This is a genomic window from Proteus sp. G2669, assembly GCF_009915245.1.
Classification (GTDB): domain Bacteria; phylum Pseudomonadota; class Gammaproteobacteria; order Enterobacterales; family Enterobacteriaceae; genus Proteus.
In genome coordinates this window covers 83,918-100,718 of sequence record NZ_JAABLX010000010.1, presented here as the reverse complement: position 1 = coordinate 100,718, position 16,801 = coordinate 83,918, and the positions used below count along the sequence as shown (strand labels likewise).

Here is a 16,801-nt window from a genome sequence, read left to right as displayed (position 1 = left end):
ACTCAACGTTTAGCACAAGAAGAAGCCCAGCGCCAAGCGGAACTAAAAGCAGAGCAAGAACGTTTAGAAGCGCAACGTGCAGAGCAGGAACGTTTAGCGCAAGAAGCAGAGACTCAACGTTTAGCACAAGAAGAAGCCCAGCGCCAAGCGGAACTAAAAGCAGAGCAAGAACGTTTAGAAGCGCAACGTGCAGAGCAGGAACGTTTAGCGCAAGAAGCCGAAGCTGAACGCCTTGCGCAAGAGGAAGCCCAGCGCCAAGCGGAACTTAAAGCAGAGCAAGAACGTTTAGAAGCGCAACGTGTGGAGCAGGAACGTTTAGCGCAAGAAGAAGAAAACGAACGTCTCGCTATTGCGCAAGCAGAAGCAGAAGATATTGAATCTTTACGCGAAGAAGTGCTTGCAGATAAAGTCGTTGAGCAAGAAAAACCTAAAAAAGAAGGTTTCTTTAGCCGACTGAAAAAAGGCTTGCTAAAAACTCGCCAGAACTTAGGCTCAGGATTTCTTGGTCTATTTCGTGGTAAGAAAATTGATGATGAGCTTTTTGAAGAGTTAGAAGAGCAACTCTTAATTGCTGATGTGGGAATGGAAACCACTACAAAAATTATCACCAGCCTGACCAAACACGCAACACATAAAGATCTTAAAGATGCTGAAGCCCTTTACGGCAAATTACGTGAAGAGATGGGCGAGATCTTAACGAAAGTTGATAAACCATTAAATATTGAAGGTAAAAAACCTTTTGTTATTTTGATGGTCGGAGTTAATGGTGTGGGTAAAACAACCACAATCGGAAAATTAGCGCGACAATACCAAGCTGAAGGTAAATCTGTCATGTTAGCAGCAGGTGACACCTTCCGTGCCGCCGCTGTTGAACAGTTACAAGTTTGGGGTGAGCGCAATAATATTCCTGTTGTCGCACAACATACAGGCGCTGATCCTGCATCTGTGATTTTTGATGCAATTCAATCAGCACAGGCAAAAGGTGTCGATGTTCTTATTGCTGATACCGCAGGACGATTGCAGAATAAATCCCATTTAATGGAAGAGCTGAAAAAAATCGTTCGTGTTATGAAGAAATTAGACGAAGAAGCACCACATGAAGTGATGCTGACGTTAGATGCAAGTACCGGACAAAATGCAGTGAGCCAGGCTAAACTCTTTAATGAAACAGTTGGGCTAACTGGATTAACATTGACTAAACTCGATGGTACAGCAAAAGGGGGGGTTATTTTCTCTATTGCCGATCAGTTTAGTATACCTATCCGTTATATCGGGGTAGGTGAAGGTATTGAAGATCTACGTCCGTTTAAGGCCGACGATTTTATTGAGGCTCTGTTTGCCCGCGAGGAGTAGTTGTAATGATCCGCTTCGAACACGTCAGCAAGGCTTATTTAGGTGGAAGACAAGCATTACAGGGTGTTGATTTCCATCTTCGTCCTGGAGAAATGGCTTTTTTAACGGGTCACTCTGGTGCCGGTAAAAGTACATTGCTTAAGTTAATTTGTGGAATAGAACGTCCTAGTGATGGCGCTATTTGGTTTGCTGGACATGATATTAGCAGACTGAAAAATAGTGAGATCCCTTTTTTGCGTCGTCAAATTGGGATGATCTTCCAAGATCACCATTTATTGATGGACAGAACGGTTTACGACAATGTCTCTCTTCCATTGATTATTGCTGGCGCAAGTGAAGAGGATATTCGACGCAGAGTTTCTGCCGCTTTAGATAAAGTTGGGCTTTTGGATAAAGCTAAAAATTATCCTATCCAACTTTCTGGTGGTGAACAACAGCGTGTAGGTATTGCTCGCGCTGTTGTGAATAAGCCAACGGTTTTACTTGCGGATGAACCAACGGGTAACCTTGATGGTGAGCTTTCAGAAGGCATCATGCGTCTTTTTGAAGAGTTTAATCGTGTTGGTGTTACGGTGTTAATGGCAACACATGATATGTCTTTGATTGAACGCAGAAATTATCGCATTCTTACATTAGGGCAAGGCAGAATGGTGGGAGGACAAAATGGCTAAAGCAAAAAGTTCCCGTAAATCAATGCCAACGCCAGGTGCAAAAACCAAGGCACTAAAAGGGGGAAGACGTGAACAATGGCGTTATGCATGGCGTAATACCATGGCTGACTTTTTGCGCCAACCACTTTCTTCTTTTCTAACGGTAATGGTAGTCGCCATTTCATTAACATTACCTAGCATCTTTTATATTGTGTGGAAAAATGTTTCAACTGCGGCTGAGCAGTGGTATCCCACTCCACAATTAACCGTTTATCTTGATAAATCTCTTGATGATTCATTAGCTGAAGCCACGATCAAAAAAATAGAAGCCCTAGAGAAAGTGAGTGAGGTGAACTATCTTTCACGCCAAGACTCGCTGGTGGAATTCCGTTCTTGGTCCGGCTTTAGCAGTGCGTTAGATATGTTAGAAGAGAATCCTCTGCCTGCGGTAGCAATTGTGACTCCTGTTATGGAGCCAAGTGATCAACAATTGATGGTGAATTTGCGTGATACCGTGGCGAAAATACCCGGCGTTGATGAAGTCAGAATGGATGACAGTTGGTTTGCTCGGCTCTCAACGTTAACTTCATTAGTAGGGCAAATTGCCTTGGTGATTGGTTCATTGATGGTTGTCGCCCTGTTATTGGTGATTGGCAACAGTGTACGCCTCAATATTTTCAGTCGTCGCGATACTATTAATGTTATGAAACTTATTGGTGCAACCGATGGTTTTATTATGCGGCCTTTCTTGAATTGGGGATTAATTCTCGGGTTTATTGGCGCTGTGTTTGCCCTGATTTTTTCTGCTCTATTAGTGTGGAAACTTTCTGATGTGGTAACTCAAGCCGCAACGGTATTTGGGACTTCTTTTTCCATTTCAGGATTAGGATTTGATGAGTCAATTATTCTTATACTCGTAGCGATGACCATCGGTTGGCTTGCTGCATGGCTGACGACAATGCAGCATTTGCGTCAATTTACACCAGAATAATGAATTAGAGCACTTTTATACTTATCTTCTAAATAATGAGATAATGTTTTTTATCAGGCTGGGTTGCGTTAATATCGTCACCCAGCCATTTTATCAACGCCCCGTCTCTGGCATAATAATGCTCGCAATCTTTTCTAGGGACAAGCTAACGATCATGTTTGCTTCTGCATAGAAAAGTACAAAGATATGTAAACATAGATGCGAGATGAACCTTTAATCTTTATGCTGGTCAAATAGTCGTTATGATAAAAACACATCGTAAAAAACCTAACTGACTTCCTATTTAAGCTATATTTATAAGGCTCATCTGTTTTCCCTTACAGTAATAATCTTAATTATTTATTTGATTTTTATGAGGATTTGAATGACAAAAGAAATGCAATCCTTAGCATTGGTTCCGCAAGGCAGCATCGAAGCGTATATACGTGCAGCCAATTCCTATCCGATGTTAACCGCAGAGGAAGAAAAGGAACTCGCTGAACGGCTGCATTACGATGGTGACTTGGATGCAGCAAGAACGCTTATCCTTTCACATCTGCGCTTCGTTATTCATGTTGCTCGCAGCTATTCAGGTTATGGCTTACCACAAGCTGATCTTATCCAAGAAGGTAATATTGGTCTGATGAAAGCGGTGCGCCGTTTTAACCCAGAAGTGGGTGTCCGACTGGTCTCTTTTGCCGTACATTGGATCAAAGCAGAAATTCATGAATATGTGCTACGTAACTGGCGTATCGTGAAAGTCGCAACCACGAAATCTCAACGTAAACTGTTTTTTAATCTGCGAAAAAATAAAAAACGTTTAGGTTGGTTTAATCAAGACGAAGTGGAATTAGTCGCAAGAGAATTGGGCGTGTCAGAAAGTGATGTCCGAGAAATGGAATCACGAATGTCAGCACAAGATATGGCATTTGATATGTCAGCTGATGATAGTGATGACTCACATCCTATTGCTCCAGTACTTTTCTTAGAAGATAAGTCTTCAGACTTTGCCGACGGCATTGAAGAAGATAACTGGGATAATCATGCAACAGATAAACTGACGTCAGCAATTGAAACTCTTGATGAACGTAGCCAAGATATTATTCGTGCCCGTTGGCTAGATGATGATAACAAATCGACATTGCAAGATTTGGCGACAAAATATGGTGTATCTGCCGAGCGTGTTCGCCAATTAGAAAAAAATGCGATGAAGAAATTGCGTTTAGCGATTGAAGATTAATCACATTTCAGATCATGTACACGCTCTCATAAAGTAGAGTATGTTATAAAAGCGATATGAAAATATCGCTTTTTTATTGTCTGGAGAATATAACGTGAAAATAGTTATTGCCCCTGATTCATTTAAAGAAAGCTTAAGTGCGAAAGAAGTTGCAACAGCAATAAAACAAGGTTTTTCACGTTATTTACCCAATGCGCAATATTGTTGTATTCCTATGGCTGATGGCGGCGAAGGAACGGTGACATCGCTGGTGGATGCAACGCAAGGCCATTTTATATCGACACAAGTATGTTCACCTTTAGGTAAACAAGTGACCGCAACTTGGGGGCTTTTAGGGGATAACACCACTGCCGTGATTGAAATGGCACAAGCTTCTGGTCTTCATCTTATTCCCTCATCTCAACGCAATCCCAATTTAACGACCAGTTATGGTACGGGTGAATTAATTAATGCTGCACTTGAAATGGGCGTTAAAAAAATCATATTGGGATTAGGTGGAAGTGCTACAAATGATGCTGGTGCAGGTATGATGCAAGCACTTGGGCTTGGTCTCAAAGATAAGTTTGGTACATCTTTGCCCTTTGGTGGGCTGGCATTAGCACAACTTCACTCTATTGATATCACGACTCTTAACCCTAAACTAAAAAATATTGAAATTGAGCTTGCTTGCGATGTAACAAATCCGTTGTGTGGAGAAAAAGGAGCATCAGCTATTTTTGGTCCTCAAAAAGGAGCGACCAAAGATGATATTGCGCAACTTGATAAAGCCTTACATCATTTTGGTACTTATCTTGAGAAAATGACACAACACAATCTTATTAATATTGCTGGAAGTGGTGCGGCGGGTGGATTGGCGTTACCGTTACTTGCCTTTACGCAAGCAACGCTTTCGCCGGGAGTTGAACTGGTTGCCAAAGCGGTTGAATTAGAGAAATATTTTATTGATGCGGATTTGGTAATAACCGGTGAAGGTCGAATGGATAGCCAATCGGCACAAGGTAAAACGCCAATAGGGGTTGCTCTGCTCGCTAAAAAATATCACCTTCCTGTCATTGCCTTAGTCGGTGGCTATCTACCTGATTATGATGTTGTTCATCAGCAGGGAATTGATGCTGTTTTCTCTATTGTACCGGGTGTTTCTACACTGGATGATGCACTTCATAATGCGCAAAAGAATCTGAGTGAGACGGCTTATAATGTAGCTAGACTTTATACTACTCGTTCTCGTCATACTTCAAGTTGTAGCGTTGTTGACTAATATTCACTTGTCGCCTAGCTACAACTTGAATTATTTAGAATAAGAACGTTATCAAATATTGAGAGCATAAAGATCAGATTGTGGTGATGCACTAAATTGATGATGTGTTAAAAAAGCATGAGCAATATCATACCCGTTTTCTTCCGCTGATAAGCTTATTGCCTGCCAATGGTGAATATCAGGATAGGCAGATAAGCATTGTGTCAGTAAATAATGTCCAACACCGCGACGGCGTGTCACTTCTCTGACCATAAAATCAGAGATAACAGCTTTTTCATCCGATAGTTTAACCCAGCAAGCGGCTAATAATCGTTCGTTAAATCTTGCCACAAAGAGTACATTCTCGTTGTTGATCTCATTTGTTAGAGCTGATTGGTAACGTGTATCTTGCCAAATTTTGCCTAAATCAATATGGTCTTGTTCAGAGAGCTGTGCCAGTTTTTCAATAGTTAATTTCATGAAATATCCTGTTAGTTTGCAGTTTGTTTTTTTTCTTTTAATGAAGACATTAAGGTCTTAATGGTGAAACACAATGCCAAACTCGTTAAGATCACACAAGAATAAAAGACATACTCATAGTTATTGTCAGTCACAAAATAGACCGAAATCATAGGGCCAGCAGCCATTCCACAATAACGAATAAAGTTATAAATCCCCATTGCAGTAGCTCTCATCGAGCCAAAATAACTTGTTAATAATGTAGTGTGCGTTGGCATGGTTAAGCCTAAAGAAAGCCCATATAACACAGTTAAGCCAAGCATGATAGGTAATGAGATTTGCCAAAAGAGTGCAAATAACGTCAACATAGTCAGGTTGATACAAGAGGTAATAATCACACCATATTCAGCGCTAAATAGATGGCAAATTCTACGGTAAAGATAGCTACCTAAGATAAGTGCAATTGACATAGGCATATATAATCCACCTATTTCAGTGCTGTTAAGTTGATAGAGATGAAAGGCAATTAAGGGTAAGAAAACCAGTAGACAAAAATAGTTATAAAACACCATAAAACTCATGACAAATACAGATTTACCCTCAGGTGCCATCAGCACTTGTTGCATTGCTGATAAGCTTTTAAAGGTTTCCTTCTGTTCTGGACGTGTTTCTGGTAAATAAAAGAGATGTGTGGTCAGTAATAGGATACCGATAACAGCCAATAAAATAAAAATGCCTTGATATTGATAATGTTGCGCTAAATATCCACCTAATAAAGGGCCACAAGCTGGTGCTAGTGCTAATAGCATTTGATACGATCCCATTGCTTTTGCGCGATCGTTTCCTTGATAAAGATCGCCAAGAATAGTTGCTGCAACCACGGGAATGGCCGCAATACCGATAGCTTGGATCACACGCCAAAAAATCAATAAGCCAATAGAGTCAGACCAAACACAACCCAATGCACCCACAATAGAAATTGCTAATCCACTGAGTAAAATTGGCTTTCTTCCCCATTTATCGATCAATGAACCATAAAATAGTTGCATAACAGCCATAGCAAAAGTAAATGCAGATACCGTCAGATTAACCAGTGATAGCGTGGTATTAAATTGCTGTTGGATCAAGGGAAGTACAGGGGTATAAATATTTTGTGCTAAAGAGCCTAATAGTGCGCTAAAGCAAACGAGATAAAACAAACTGCGGATTGATAATTTCATTATATTGCCTCTCTTTATCTATTTTGTTTCCGTGGAAACAAAATAGATAATAGCGATATTTTGATTGTTGTAAATACTTTTGGTACTATTTTTTAAATATTTTTTCCAAGGAAACAAAATGACAAAAGAGAATGTAACAACACAAGACTTGCTAAAAGGGTTAAGTGATTTCTTGCATCTTAAAGATGAACATGTCAATGAGGAGCATAAAAAAGTATTAGAAGAGAAGGGATTAGAGAATTATTCACTTACAGAGTTACATGTTATTCATTGTATTGGTGAGGAGAGCATGAGAAATCTGACGACTATTAGTGAATATATGGCGATGACTCGAGGGGCTGTTTCAAAAATTTGTAGCCGCTTACAAAAAAAGGGGGCTATTGAAAAAATAAAGTTGGCAGATAATCAAAAAGAAATATTTTTTATCTTAACTGCTGAGGGAGAGCGTCTTTTTCATGCTCATGAGGTGTTGCATCAACAATCTCAAGCTAAATGGTCTGCGCTATTTGAGCAATATGATCAGCAAGAAAAGCAGGCGATTAAACGCTTTTTTACCGATGTTGTGGATAGTTTTTGTCAGTCGCAATAAATAAACCTGAAAAGAAAACCCCCATATCATGAGATATAGGGGCAAGGTCATTATTTTTTATCTGCAGCGATGCGATTACGGATATTATCAGCACGCTCTTTTGATGGTGGGTGAGAATCAAACATACTTGAATCACCACCACCTAATTTAGCGAGCTTCTCAAAACCTGTAACCAGCCCTGCTGTATTAACGCCACGTTTTGTTAGCAGATCATAAGAGAAATTATCGGCTTCAGTTTCTTGATGTTGTGAGAATTGAGCATTAATTAATTTCTGACCCATTTCAGCTAATTGTGAGCTGCTTAATTGTGCGGCAACGCCACCCGCTGATGCTGCTGCAGTACGTGCTGCAACTGTTGCGTGAGCAACTTGAATTGCTTTACGGGTATGGCCTAAAGCAACATGACCCATTTCGTGACCTAAAACGCCTTCAACTTCGTTATCAGTCATCATGTCCATTAAACCACTATAAACACGAACACAACCGTTAGCCATAGCCCATGCGTTCACATCTTTAGTCATGTAAACTTTGTAATTTACCGGAGTGCCATTAACTTCACTACCTAACGCTTTAGCGATATTATTCAAGCGTTTGGTGTAAGTGCTATTGGCTGGAGCGACTTTATTTTGGGCATCCATCTCTTTACATGCATCATTGGTGAGTGCTTTGATATCATCATCGCTTAATGTTGCAGCTTGGAAAAGTTGGGTTCCTGATTTAGTCAGCATATCGGTATTGAGGTTTTGACAACCAGAGAGTAGTGCTGCTGATACCATCACTGTAGCAAGTAATTTAATTTTCATTTTTTAATTAAGTCCTTTTCTGCTTGGCAGTTTATATAAGTGCAGATCAAATTCGAGCAGAAGAATAACAGTGCTTATCTATTGGTGCAATATAGGCATTTTATGAAAAAAATATTATCTAAATATATGTTTTTTCTTTTCTCAGTAAAAATGTATTATTATTTCTTTCCTTAACATGATGAAAAAACGGATTAATAAATTTAACTTGTTTAAAATTAAGATAATTAATTGGTAGGCTAAGTTTAAAAAGATAAGCTTTGTTGGTTAAATATTATATAAAACATTTAATTGTACTTACTTTAAGTGTAAGTGATGTTGTTTTTTATTTATTTGGAATATTATCAAAATAACACTGCATTTAGTGCGGGTTTTATTTGTTTAATTCTGACAAAGTTTATATTTTTGATATTTATTGCTTTATTTTTAATAAATAGCGATGCTCTACACATCGCTATTCAGATTAAACTGAAAATGAAAAAATGGTATCAATATTTTATGAAACCATTAATTCACTGATGATCATAAAAGGACGATTAATACGTTTTCCTGTTTGCTCATCAAAGAAATGTAGGTTTTCAGGATGAATAGTAAGACCTATTTTGTGGCCAATATTAACACCATGATCGTTCGGTGCGCGAATAACAACGGGTTGTTTTTGTTTATCACAGGTTGTGGCGTAAATTAAAACATCAGCACCTAATGCTTCAATAAATTCAACATCAACATGGAACATAGGATGCTGGCGGCTAATAAGTAAATGTTCAGGGCGTAAACCTAATTTAATTGCTTGATAAGGAAGGTGCTGAGATGAAACAGCAATGTGCCCATCAGCGATTTCAATTACACCATGATTAATGGAAGTGTCTAAAATATTCATTGCAGGAGAACCCATAAAAGTAGCAACAAATACGGAAGCAGGGCTTTCATAAATATCTAACGGTGTACCTACTTGTTCTATATTTCCTTGATTTAGCACCACCAACTTATCGGCTAATGTCATAGCTTCAACTTGATCGTGAGTAACATAGATCGAAGTCGTGGAGAGTTTTCGTTGTAGCTTTTTTATCTCAAGGCGCATTTGTACACGTAATTTTGCATCAAGGTTAGAGAGTGGCTCATCAAATAAAAAGACTTTAGGTTTACGGACAATGGCTCTGCCCATTGCCACACGTTGTCGTTGCCCACCTGATAACTCTTTAGGTTTTCTATCAAGTAAATGACTGATTTCCAGCATTTGAGCTGCATTTGTGACAAGTTCTTCAATCTTTGCTTTTGGTGTTTTTCGATTACGCAAGCCATATGCCATGTTGTTATAAACCGACATATGGGGATAAAGAGCATAGTTTTGAAAAACCATGGCGATATCACGCTCACTGGGTTCGTGTTCATTAACACGCAAATTATCAATAAGTAAATCACCTTGTGTAATGGTTTCTAATCCCGCAATCATTCGCAGTAATGTCGATTTACCACAACCGCTAGGGCCGACTAATACCACCATTTCGCCTTGCTCAATAGAAAGATTTAATTTTGAAATAGCTTGATGACCATTTGGATAACGCTTTTCTAAATCAGTAAGAGTGACGGTTGTCATGTTATTTCTCCGTATCAATAAAGCCTTTTACAAAGGCTCTTTGCATCAGAATGACGATAAAGACAGGAGGCAACATCGCAATTAATGTGGTTGCCATAATTTTATTCCATTCAATAACACCATCGGAAACCGCAACCATCTGTTTAATACCCATCACAATAGTGTAATAGTGGGTATCTGTAGTGATAAGCATTGGCCAAAGATATTGGTTCCAGCCATAAATAAATGTGATAACAAACAAGGCGGCTATATTAGTACGTGAAAGAGGAAGTAAGATGGTGAAAAAGAATCTTATCGGACCCGCGCCATCAATTTTGGCTGCTTCAATAAGCTCTGGGGTGATAGTAAGAAAAAATTGCCGAAATAAAAAAGTAGCAGTAGCGCTGGCAATTAATGGAACGGTTAGTCCTGCATAAGAGTTCAGCATATTAAGGTTAGTAACAACCTCAAATGTTGGCATAATACGAACTTCAACAGGCAGCATTAATGTAAAAAAGATAGTCCAAAAGGCAAGCATACGGCCCGGAAAGCGAAAAAATACAACAGCATAGGCTGATAAAATTGAAATTATTAATTTTCCGATAGTGATCACTAATGCCATGATTAATGAATTCAACAACATACTGTTAATTGAAATCGCACTATTTTGCGTTGTACCCGCTTGTGACAATAGGGTTTTAAAAATACTGAAACCTTCAGTGCCGAACCAAAGAGGCGATCCTGTGGCAAATTCGGTATTTTGATGTGTTGTAGCGACAAGCGCTATCCATACAGGAAATGCGACAGAAAGAATGCCAACAATGAGGATTAAGTGGCAAAAAGCGTGAAATAAAGGTCTGCGTTCAACCATCAGTAAGCCACCTTTTTTTCAACATAACGAAACTGGATCACGGTCAATATCGCGACAATAAACATTAAGATAACGGATTGTGCGGCTGAAGAGCCTAAATCTAATCCTACAAAACCATCGTTATAGACTTTATACACTAATGTTGATGTGCTACTTCCGGGGCCACCCTGTGTCATGGCATGAATAATGGCGAAAGTATCAAAAAAGGCGTAGGCAAAATTCACTACCAGTAAGAAAAAAGTGGTCGGTGAAATAAGCGGAAAGCTTATTGTGATAAAGCGTTTAATAGGCCCACTGCCATCAATAGCGGCTGCTTCTAATAGTGATTTAGGCACAGATTGCAAGGCAGCGAGAAAAAATAAAAAGTTATAACTCACTTGTTTCCATGTCGCAGTTAAAATCACCATCCACATAGCATGATGTGTATTCAGTACGGGATCCCAATTAATGCCTATTTGTTTTAATAATTGGCTTAATACGCCAATCGTAGGATCAAGCATAAATAACCAAAGAAAACCCGCGATAACTGGCGCAATGGCATAGGGTGAAATTAAGATCGTACGATAAAACAGTTTGCCTCGTAAAATTTGCTCAGCAATGCCAGCTAAAACAAGCGCAGATAACATAGAGAGAAAGACAACGCTGATACTAAAAATCAATGTGGTGATTAAACTGTCAAAATAGTAACTATTGCTAAATAAACGCTGAAAGTTTTCGAGACCAACAAACTCGCTACTCAGGCCAAACGCATCTTCTAATTGAAATGACTGAAAGAAAGCTTGCCCAGCAGGCCAAATAAAAAAGATAAGTGTGATAGCCAGTTGAGGAAAAATCAGCGCTAGAGGTAACCATTTTTGTTTAAAATAAATGGATTGAGAAGCCATACAGTATCCAGTAAATCGATAAAAACAGAAGGCGAGCTGTTAAGCTCGCCTGATAAATATGATTATTGAGTACGTTCAAAACGGCGTAATTGCTCATTTCCACGTGTGACAGCATTATCCAATGCAGCTTGAGCACTCTGTTTTCCTGACCATACTTTTTCTAATTCTTCATCAACAATTTCGCGTGTTTGTAAGAAATTACCAAAGCGTAATCCTTTAGAGTTTGCAGTCGGTTCTGAGGTTGTCATTTGTAATATTGCGGTGTCAGCCCCTGGATTTTGCTGATAAAAGCCTTGTTGTTGTGTCAATGCGTAAGCGGCTTTAGTAACAGGAAGATAACCTGTAGCTTGGTGCCAGTCAGCTTGAACTTCAGGACTTGAAAGATAGGTGAAGAATTTGGCGACGCCGTTATATTCTGCATCTGGGCGCCCTGACATAACCCATAACGAAGCTCCACCAATAATGGTATTTGCGGGTTTTTGTACAAGCGTATCGTCATAAGGCAATTGGCTAACACCAATATCAATGCCTTTCATATTCTCTTTAATACCAGCAAAACCGGCGGATGATTCCATCACCATGGCGCACTCTTGGGTATAAAATAGAGGCATTGAATCAGATTGGCGTCCGCCATATTTGAAAATACCTGATTTAGACCAATCTGCCATTTGTTGAATATGAGCAACGAAAGGGGATTTATTAAATAGAAACGTCGTATCTAAGCCATCAAAACCATTATTTTTTGTCGCAATAGGTAAATTATTGCGTGCACCAAAGTTTTCGATTTGTGTCCATGATTGCCATGTGGTGGTAAATCCGCATTTAACACCAGAATCGAGCAGTTTTTGAGATACTGCTTCCATCTCTTTCCATGTCTTTGGTGGCTGCTCTATACCTGCTTTTTTAAAGAGTGTTTTGTTGTAGTAGAGTACAGGTGTTGAACTATTAAAGGGTAATGACATCATTTTGCCGTCGCTAGTGGTGTAATAACCAGTGACAGTTGATAAATAACTATTAGGATCAAAAGGCTCGTTGGTTTTTTCCATTAATTGATAAACAGGATAAATGGCTTTTTTAGCACCCATCATGCTGGCTGTACCGACTTCAAAAACTTGCACAATAGCAGGTTGGTTTTTAGCACGAAACGAAGCTACTGCACTGGTCATAGTTTCAGCATAAGTGCCTTTATAAACAGGCTTTATCTCATATTCAGATTGGCTTGCATTAAAATCAGAAGCGATTTGATTAACTTTCTGACCAAGCGCTCCTCCCATAGCATGCCACCATTCAATTTGTGTTTTTGCGTGTGTAGGTGAAGCAAAGAGTGTCATCGCAACAGCAAGGCCCGTTATTGATTTTATCGACATGCAGTATTTCCTTTTAAATCGAGAGTTAAAGGTGCAATCTAATCTGCGAATTACCCTAAATGTTATTTATGACAAATGGGTGACAATTAAGTGAAGAGTTATTGATGGCATGACTGTCAAATTGCTGTCATAAATGATTGTCATGATGTCGGCACAAATGAAAAGGAGAGATAAATGAAGATAGCTGCTCACCGAGGTTTTTCTGGAAAAGCCCCTGAAAATACACTGGCTGCATTTAAAATGGCGATTGATTTCGGGTGCGAATGGATTGAAACGGACGTGCAATTAACCGTGGATCATGTTCCTGTGCTTATTCATGATAAAACAGTTAATCGTTGCACGAATGGGCAAGGTGCGGTGCGTTTTCATACCTTAGATGATTTACATCGCCTTGATGCAGGAAGTTGGTTTAGTTCACTTTATCAAGGTGAGAAAATTCCTTCTTTAAGACAAGGACTACAGTTAATTAAGCGTTCCGGAACAAAGCTTAATATTGAGCTGAAAACTTGGCCCGACGATGATGTTGAGCGTTTATGTTTAGCGGTTTCTGACATGATAAAAAGTGCAGATATTCCGAATGAGCAAATTCTATTTTCTTCTTTTGATACGCATGCACTTATCGTTATGAAACGATACCTACCTTTTATTCGTAGAGGCCAGTTATGGGATGAGATCCCCGATAATGCGCTAGAAACATTAAAAGCGATTGATGGTTTTAGTGTGCATTGTAATTACAAATACCTTACGCAAGCACAGGCGCAATTGTTAAAACAAGCCGGCTATGAAATTTATTGTTATACCCCGAATGATCCTGAAGAAGTGAAAGACTTTGAGCAATGGGGGGTTGATATGCTAATTACCGATATGCCTGATGTTTATCAACAAGATATTTATGATGTAGCAAAATGAAAAAGTACTAACTATCCCGCTTATTTGTACTGAATAAGGCGTTATTGATCTGTTTGATGACGCCTTTCATCTCCTCTCTTCCTTATTCTATTTACTGAAATTAAATAAGAGAAATATTGAGTAATAGGTGTTTTATTTACATTCTCTGTTATTATCCTGCGCAATTAATGAATAGATATTGTTCAATACGATAATGTTTATCTCATTAAAAAATAAAAATGGGGGAAGTGGTTAGCGATATGGTGACCTTATTAACCCAACCTCTGAGAGTAGAGGTGAATTATTTCTACTTTAATTGCCAATAATATCATTGAGAGTGAAACATGAAAGAACTCGTTGTTGTTGCCATTGGAGGCAATAGTATTATTAAAGACAATGCTAGCCAGTCTATCGCTCATCAAGAACAAGCAGTACAAGAGGTTGCAGCCCATATTAGTGATATGGTGGCTGAAGGGTATAATATTGTTCTTACTCATGGTAATGGTCCACAAGTCGGACTTGATTTACGCCGTGCGGAAGTTGCACATGTACAAGAAGGTTTACCATTAACACCATTAGCCAATTGTGTTGCTGATACACAAGGGGGTATTGGTTATTTAATACAACAAGCGTTAACTAATAAGCTTCGTGTTCAACAAAATAAACAAGCGATCACCCTTATCACACAAGTTGAAGTAGATAAAAACGATCCTAATTTTGTTTCTCCGACAAAACCTATTGGTGCATTTTTCTCTGAACAAGAGATGATGCAATTACAACAAGAAAACCCTCAATGGCATTTTGTTGAAGATTCTGGTCGTGGTTATCGTCGTGTTGTTGCTTCTCCTATTCCACAGCATGTGATTGAATCTAATGCAATTAAATCATTGTCAGAATGTGGCTATGTTGTGATTGCTGTAGGGGGCGGTGGTATTCCGGTCATTAAAAATGAGCAAGGAAATTACCAAAGTGTTGATGCCGTGATTGATAAAGATCTGTCATCAACATTGCTCGCAAAAGAATTACATGCAGATATTCTTATCATCACAACAGGTGTTGAAAAAGTCTGTATTCATTTCGGTAAACCAGAACAAAAAGCATTAGGTGAAACGTCGGTTGAAGAAATGACTCAATATATGCATGAAGGGCATTTCCCTCCGGGCAGTATGCTTCCTAAAATTGAAGCGAGTTTGTCATTTTTAGCTGCTGGTGGAAAAAGAGTGATTATCACAACGCCAGAAAAATTGGTTTCTGCTTTAAAAGGTGAAACAGGAACACATATTGTTGCTTAATCATCTCCATAAGTAATATTTGATTATCTCTTTAATAAGCGCCTTATCTGTTAAAAGTAAGGCGCTTATTTTATCTGTGTATTTTTTATAAATGATTAAATAGAGTGATTGGCGGGATAGGCTTTTGCGTAATGGCGTGGGTTTAATCGTGAAAATAATCCTATCGTAATAATCACTAAAATGGCATGAAACGCCCATGCATAAGTAAAGCTTCCATCAGGTTGGCGCAATAGTACAGCAACCAATGGTCCAAATGCGGCAATAATAAAACCGCCACCTTGCATTAATGCTGATAGTGCACCAGCTTGTGCAGGATCAGGAATATGATCGAGAGCGACAATCATCATCATGGAAAAACATCCTCCTAAGCCACAGCCTAAGAAAATACTCCAAAGATAAGGCGCACTCATGGGGATCGTCATTATTGCGCCAAATCCGATAAATTGGCTTATTAATGTCAGCATCAGCCAAAAACGCCGATCGTGATTTTTAGCCGCTAAAAATGGAATAATTAATGCTGCTGATGCTTGAAAAAGGGAAAGGATAGCGACTAGAGAGCCACTTTGGGCGCCTGGCATTCCTAGCGATTGATAGAAAGGTGCTAGCCATGTCACCACTGAAGCATATCCTGCATTAACACAACCAAACCCTAAGATAAGTAACCCTGTTCTAGGACGCCAGATTAAGGTATTTAGTGATATTTTATTGGCAGAGGTGGCGCTATTTTTAATAGAAAAAAGAATAGCAACAAATGCAAAACCAGCAGGAAGCGCAAACCATGCCAAAGCACTTTGCCAATGGCCATCGGGGGCGGTGAGAATAGGGGAAAGTTGAGCACCTAGTGCGCCTCCCCCCATTAACATGGCGGAATATAACCCCATCATAATAGGTGTTCTATTTCCAAACCATCCTTTAATAATACCAGGAAATACCGCTTGAATATAAGCGACACTTAAACCACAAAAGAGTGCTGTCAGTAATAGTTGATGACCATCAGAAACATAAGCACGAGAAAATGAGCCTATAAGTAGCATCAACATCGCCACTAACAGCCCTTTACGTACTTGGATATAAGATTGTAAAAAAGGAACGATTAATGCACCTATTCCCATTAAAAGCATGGGTAATAGCGTGAGTAATGAGACTTGGCTATAACTCATTCCTGTTGAAGCAATAATATTGTCAATAACAGGGCCTGGGCCAGTTAAGAAGGGGCGTAAGTTTATCCCAACTAAAATAATAGTAAGGACAATCTGCCATGTTTTTTTTCGTGGTAAGGCAGTCATTGTAATTCCCTGATAAACATAAATATTGTCTATTGTATAGACAATATTTGTATAAACAAATGCCTATATTGGTAATTTAAATTTTATTTACAGCGTTTTAATGTGGGGTACGCGCATTG

General features: G+C 39.1%; 16 protein-coding genes. 8 read left to right on the top strand and 8 right to left on the bottom strand.

The features are described 5' to 3' along the window. The 5 genes from ftsY to GWI68_RS02030 form a co-directional block, all read left to right on the top strand. A partial coding sequence (gene ftsY / locus GWI68_RS02050) for a signal recognition particle-docking protein FtsY (protein ID WP_166539229.1) occupies positions 1-1,353 on the top strand: 1,353 nt, incomplete at its 5' end. A gap of 5 nt (positions 1,354-1,358) precedes the next feature. Continuing rightward, positions 1,359-2,024 (top strand): cell division ATP-binding protein FtsE, encoded by a 666-nt coding sequence (ftsE, locus tag GWI68_RS02045; RefSeq protein ID WP_023583735.1) that lies wholly within the window; start codon positions 1,359-1,361, stop codon positions 2,022-2,024. Further along, positions 2,017-2,994 carry a permease-like cell division protein FtsX gene (gene ftsX / locus GWI68_RS02040; RefSeq protein ID WP_109409227.1) on the top strand — a complete coding sequence of 326 codons (978 nt, stop codon included), beginning with the start codon at positions 2,017-2,019 and terminating at the stop codon, positions 2,992-2,994. The genes ftsE and ftsX overlap by 8 nt, the downstream gene beginning before the upstream one ends. Before the next feature lie 364 nt (positions 2,995-3,358). Continuing rightward, a complete protein-coding gene (gene rpoH, locus GWI68_RS02035) occupies positions 3,359-4,213 on the top strand; it encodes an RNA polymerase sigma factor RpoH (protein ID WP_166539228.1) in 855 nt (284 codons plus the stop codon). A gap of 94 nt (positions 4,214-4,307) precedes the next feature. After that, entirely contained in the window at positions 4,308-5,471 is a 1,164-nt protein-coding gene (locus GWI68_RS02030; protein WP_166539227.1) for a glycerate kinase, read from the top strand. A 51-nt stretch (positions 5,472-5,522) separates the two neighbouring features. Here the strand turns inward: GWI68_RS02030 and panM are convergent, their stop codons facing one another. Both panM and GWI68_RS02020 read right to left on the bottom strand, forming a co-directional pair. After that, positions 5,523-5,930, bottom strand: coding sequence for an aspartate 1-decarboxylase autocleavage activator PanM (gene panM / locus GWI68_RS02025; RefSeq protein ID WP_166539226.1), 408 nt, complete (start codon positions 5,928-5,930; stop codon positions 5,523-5,525). A gap of 11 nt (positions 5,931-5,941) precedes the next feature. Beyond that, entirely contained in the window at positions 5,942-7,129 is a 1,188-nt protein-coding gene (locus tag GWI68_RS02020; RefSeq protein ID WP_166539225.1) for an MFS transporter, read from the bottom strand. 118 nt (positions 7,130-7,247) lie between these two features. On the opposite strand from GWI68_RS02020, the gene GWI68_RS02015 reads away from it, so the two are divergent. Further along, a complete protein-coding gene (locus tag GWI68_RS02015) occupies positions 7,248-7,718 on the top strand; it encodes a MarR family transcriptional regulator (protein WP_166539224.1) in 471 nt (156 codons plus the stop codon). 50 nt (positions 7,719-7,768) lie between these two features. On the opposite strand, the gene GWI68_RS02010 is transcribed toward GWI68_RS02015, so the two are convergent. From GWI68_RS02010 to ugpB, 5 genes are all read right to left on the bottom strand, one after another. Next, positions 7,769-8,521, bottom strand: a complete 753-nt coding sequence (locus GWI68_RS02010; RefSeq protein ID WP_072069806.1) for a M48 family metallopeptidase — start codon at positions 8,519-8,521, stop codon at positions 7,769-7,771. 493 nt (positions 8,522-9,014) lie between these two features. Continuing rightward, a complete protein-coding gene (locus tag GWI68_RS02005; RefSeq protein ID WP_109409232.1) occupies positions 9,015-10,115 on the bottom strand; it encodes a sn-glycerol-3-phosphate import ATP-binding protein UgpC in 1,101 nt (366 codons plus the stop codon). Between the two features lies 1 nt (position 10,116). Next, complete coding sequence (gene ugpE / locus GWI68_RS02000) at positions 10,117-10,965, bottom strand: sn-glycerol-3-phosphate ABC transporter permease UgpE (RefSeq protein ID WP_166539223.1); 849 nt, start codon at positions 10,963-10,965, stop codon at positions 10,117-10,119. Further along, the gene (gene ugpA, locus GWI68_RS01995; RefSeq protein WP_166539222.1) at positions 10,965-11,849 is read right to left on the bottom strand and encodes a sn-glycerol-3-phosphate ABC transporter permease UgpA; all 885 of its coding nucleotides are present in this window, start codon (positions 11,847-11,849) and stop codon (positions 10,965-10,967) included. Before ugpA ends, ugpE begins: the two co-directional genes overlap by 1 nt. A 62-nt stretch (positions 11,850-11,911) precedes the next feature. After that, on the bottom strand, positions 11,912-13,216 hold the full coding sequence (ugpB, locus tag GWI68_RS01990) for a sn-glycerol-3-phosphate ABC transporter substrate-binding protein UgpB (RefSeq protein ID WP_166539221.1): 1,305 nt from the start codon (positions 13,214-13,216) through the stop codon (positions 11,912-11,914). 174 nt (positions 13,217-13,390) lie between these two features. Here ugpB and GWI68_RS01985 point away from each other — a divergent pair, with 174 nt between their 5' ends. Both GWI68_RS01985 and GWI68_RS01980 read left to right on the top strand, forming a co-directional pair. Further along, complete coding sequence (locus GWI68_RS01985; RefSeq protein ID WP_166539220.1) at positions 13,391-14,125, top strand: glycerophosphodiester phosphodiesterase family protein; 735 nt, start codon at positions 13,391-13,393, stop codon at positions 14,123-14,125. Between the two features lie 323 nt (positions 14,126-14,448). Further along, positions 14,449-15,396, top strand: coding sequence for a carbamate kinase family protein (locus GWI68_RS01980; RefSeq protein WP_166539219.1), 948 nt, complete (start codon positions 14,449-14,451; stop codon positions 15,394-15,396). Positions 15,397-15,491: 95 nt separating this feature from the next. Here the strand turns inward: GWI68_RS01980 and GWI68_RS01975 are convergent, their stop codons facing one another. Further along, positions 15,492-16,682 (bottom strand): cyanate transporter, encoded by a 1,191-nt coding sequence (locus GWI68_RS01975; protein WP_166539218.1) that lies wholly within the window; start codon positions 16,680-16,682, stop codon positions 15,492-15,494. Between the last annotated feature and the right edge of the window lie 119 nt (positions 16,683-16,801).

What these genes read in the sequence shown, in the direction of transcription:
- ftsE (WP_023583735.1), top strand. Translation starts at nt 1,359, where the DNA reads ATGATCCGCTTCGAACACGTCAGCAAGGCTTATTTAGGTGGAAGACAA.
- ftsX (WP_109409227.1), top strand. Translation starts at nt 2,017, where the DNA reads ATGGCTAAAGCAAAAAGTTCCCGTAAATCAATGCCAACGCCAGGTGCA.
- rpoH (WP_166539228.1), top strand. Translation starts at nt 3,359, where the DNA reads ATGACAAAAGAAATGCAATCCTTAGCATTGGTTCCGCAAGGCAGCATC.
- panM (WP_166539226.1), bottom strand. Translation starts at nt 5,930, where the DNA reads ATGAAATTAACTATTGAAAAACTGGCACAGCTCTCTGAACAAGACCAT.
- GWI68_RS02020 (WP_166539225.1), bottom strand. Translation starts at nt 7,129, where the DNA reads ATGAAATTATCAATCCGCAGTTTGTTTTATCTCGTTTGCTTTAGCGCA.
- GWI68_RS02015 (WP_166539224.1), top strand. Translation starts at nt 7,248, where the DNA reads ATGACAAAAGAGAATGTAACAACACAAGACTTGCTAAAAGGGTTAAGT.
- GWI68_RS02010 (WP_072069806.1), bottom strand. Translation starts at nt 8,521, where the DNA reads ATGAAAATTAAATTACTTGCTACAGTGATGGTATCAGCAGCACTACTC.
- GWI68_RS02005 (WP_109409232.1), bottom strand. Translation starts at nt 10,115, where the DNA reads ATGACAACCGTCACTCTTACTGATTTAGAAAAGCGTTATCCAAATGGT.
- ugpE (WP_166539223.1), bottom strand. Translation starts at nt 10,965, where the DNA reads ATGGTTGAACGCAGACCTTTATTTCACGCTTTTTGCCACTTAATCCTC.
- ugpA (WP_166539222.1), bottom strand. Translation starts at nt 11,849, where the DNA reads ATGGCTTCTCAATCCATTTATTTTAAACAAAAATGGTTACCTCTAGCG.
- ugpB (WP_166539221.1), bottom strand. Translation starts at nt 13,216, where the DNA reads ATGTCGATAAAATCAATAACGGGCCTTGCTGTTGCGATGACACTCTTT.
- GWI68_RS01985 (WP_166539220.1), top strand. Translation starts at nt 13,391, where the DNA reads ATGAAGATAGCTGCTCACCGAGGTTTTTCTGGAAAAGCCCCTGAAAAT.
- GWI68_RS01980 (WP_166539219.1), top strand. Translation starts at nt 14,449, where the DNA reads ATGAAAGAACTCGTTGTTGTTGCCATTGGAGGCAATAGTATTATTAAA.
- GWI68_RS01975 (WP_166539218.1), bottom strand. Translation starts at nt 16,682, where the DNA reads ATGACTGCCTTACCACGAAAAAAAACATGGCAGATTGTCCTTACTATT.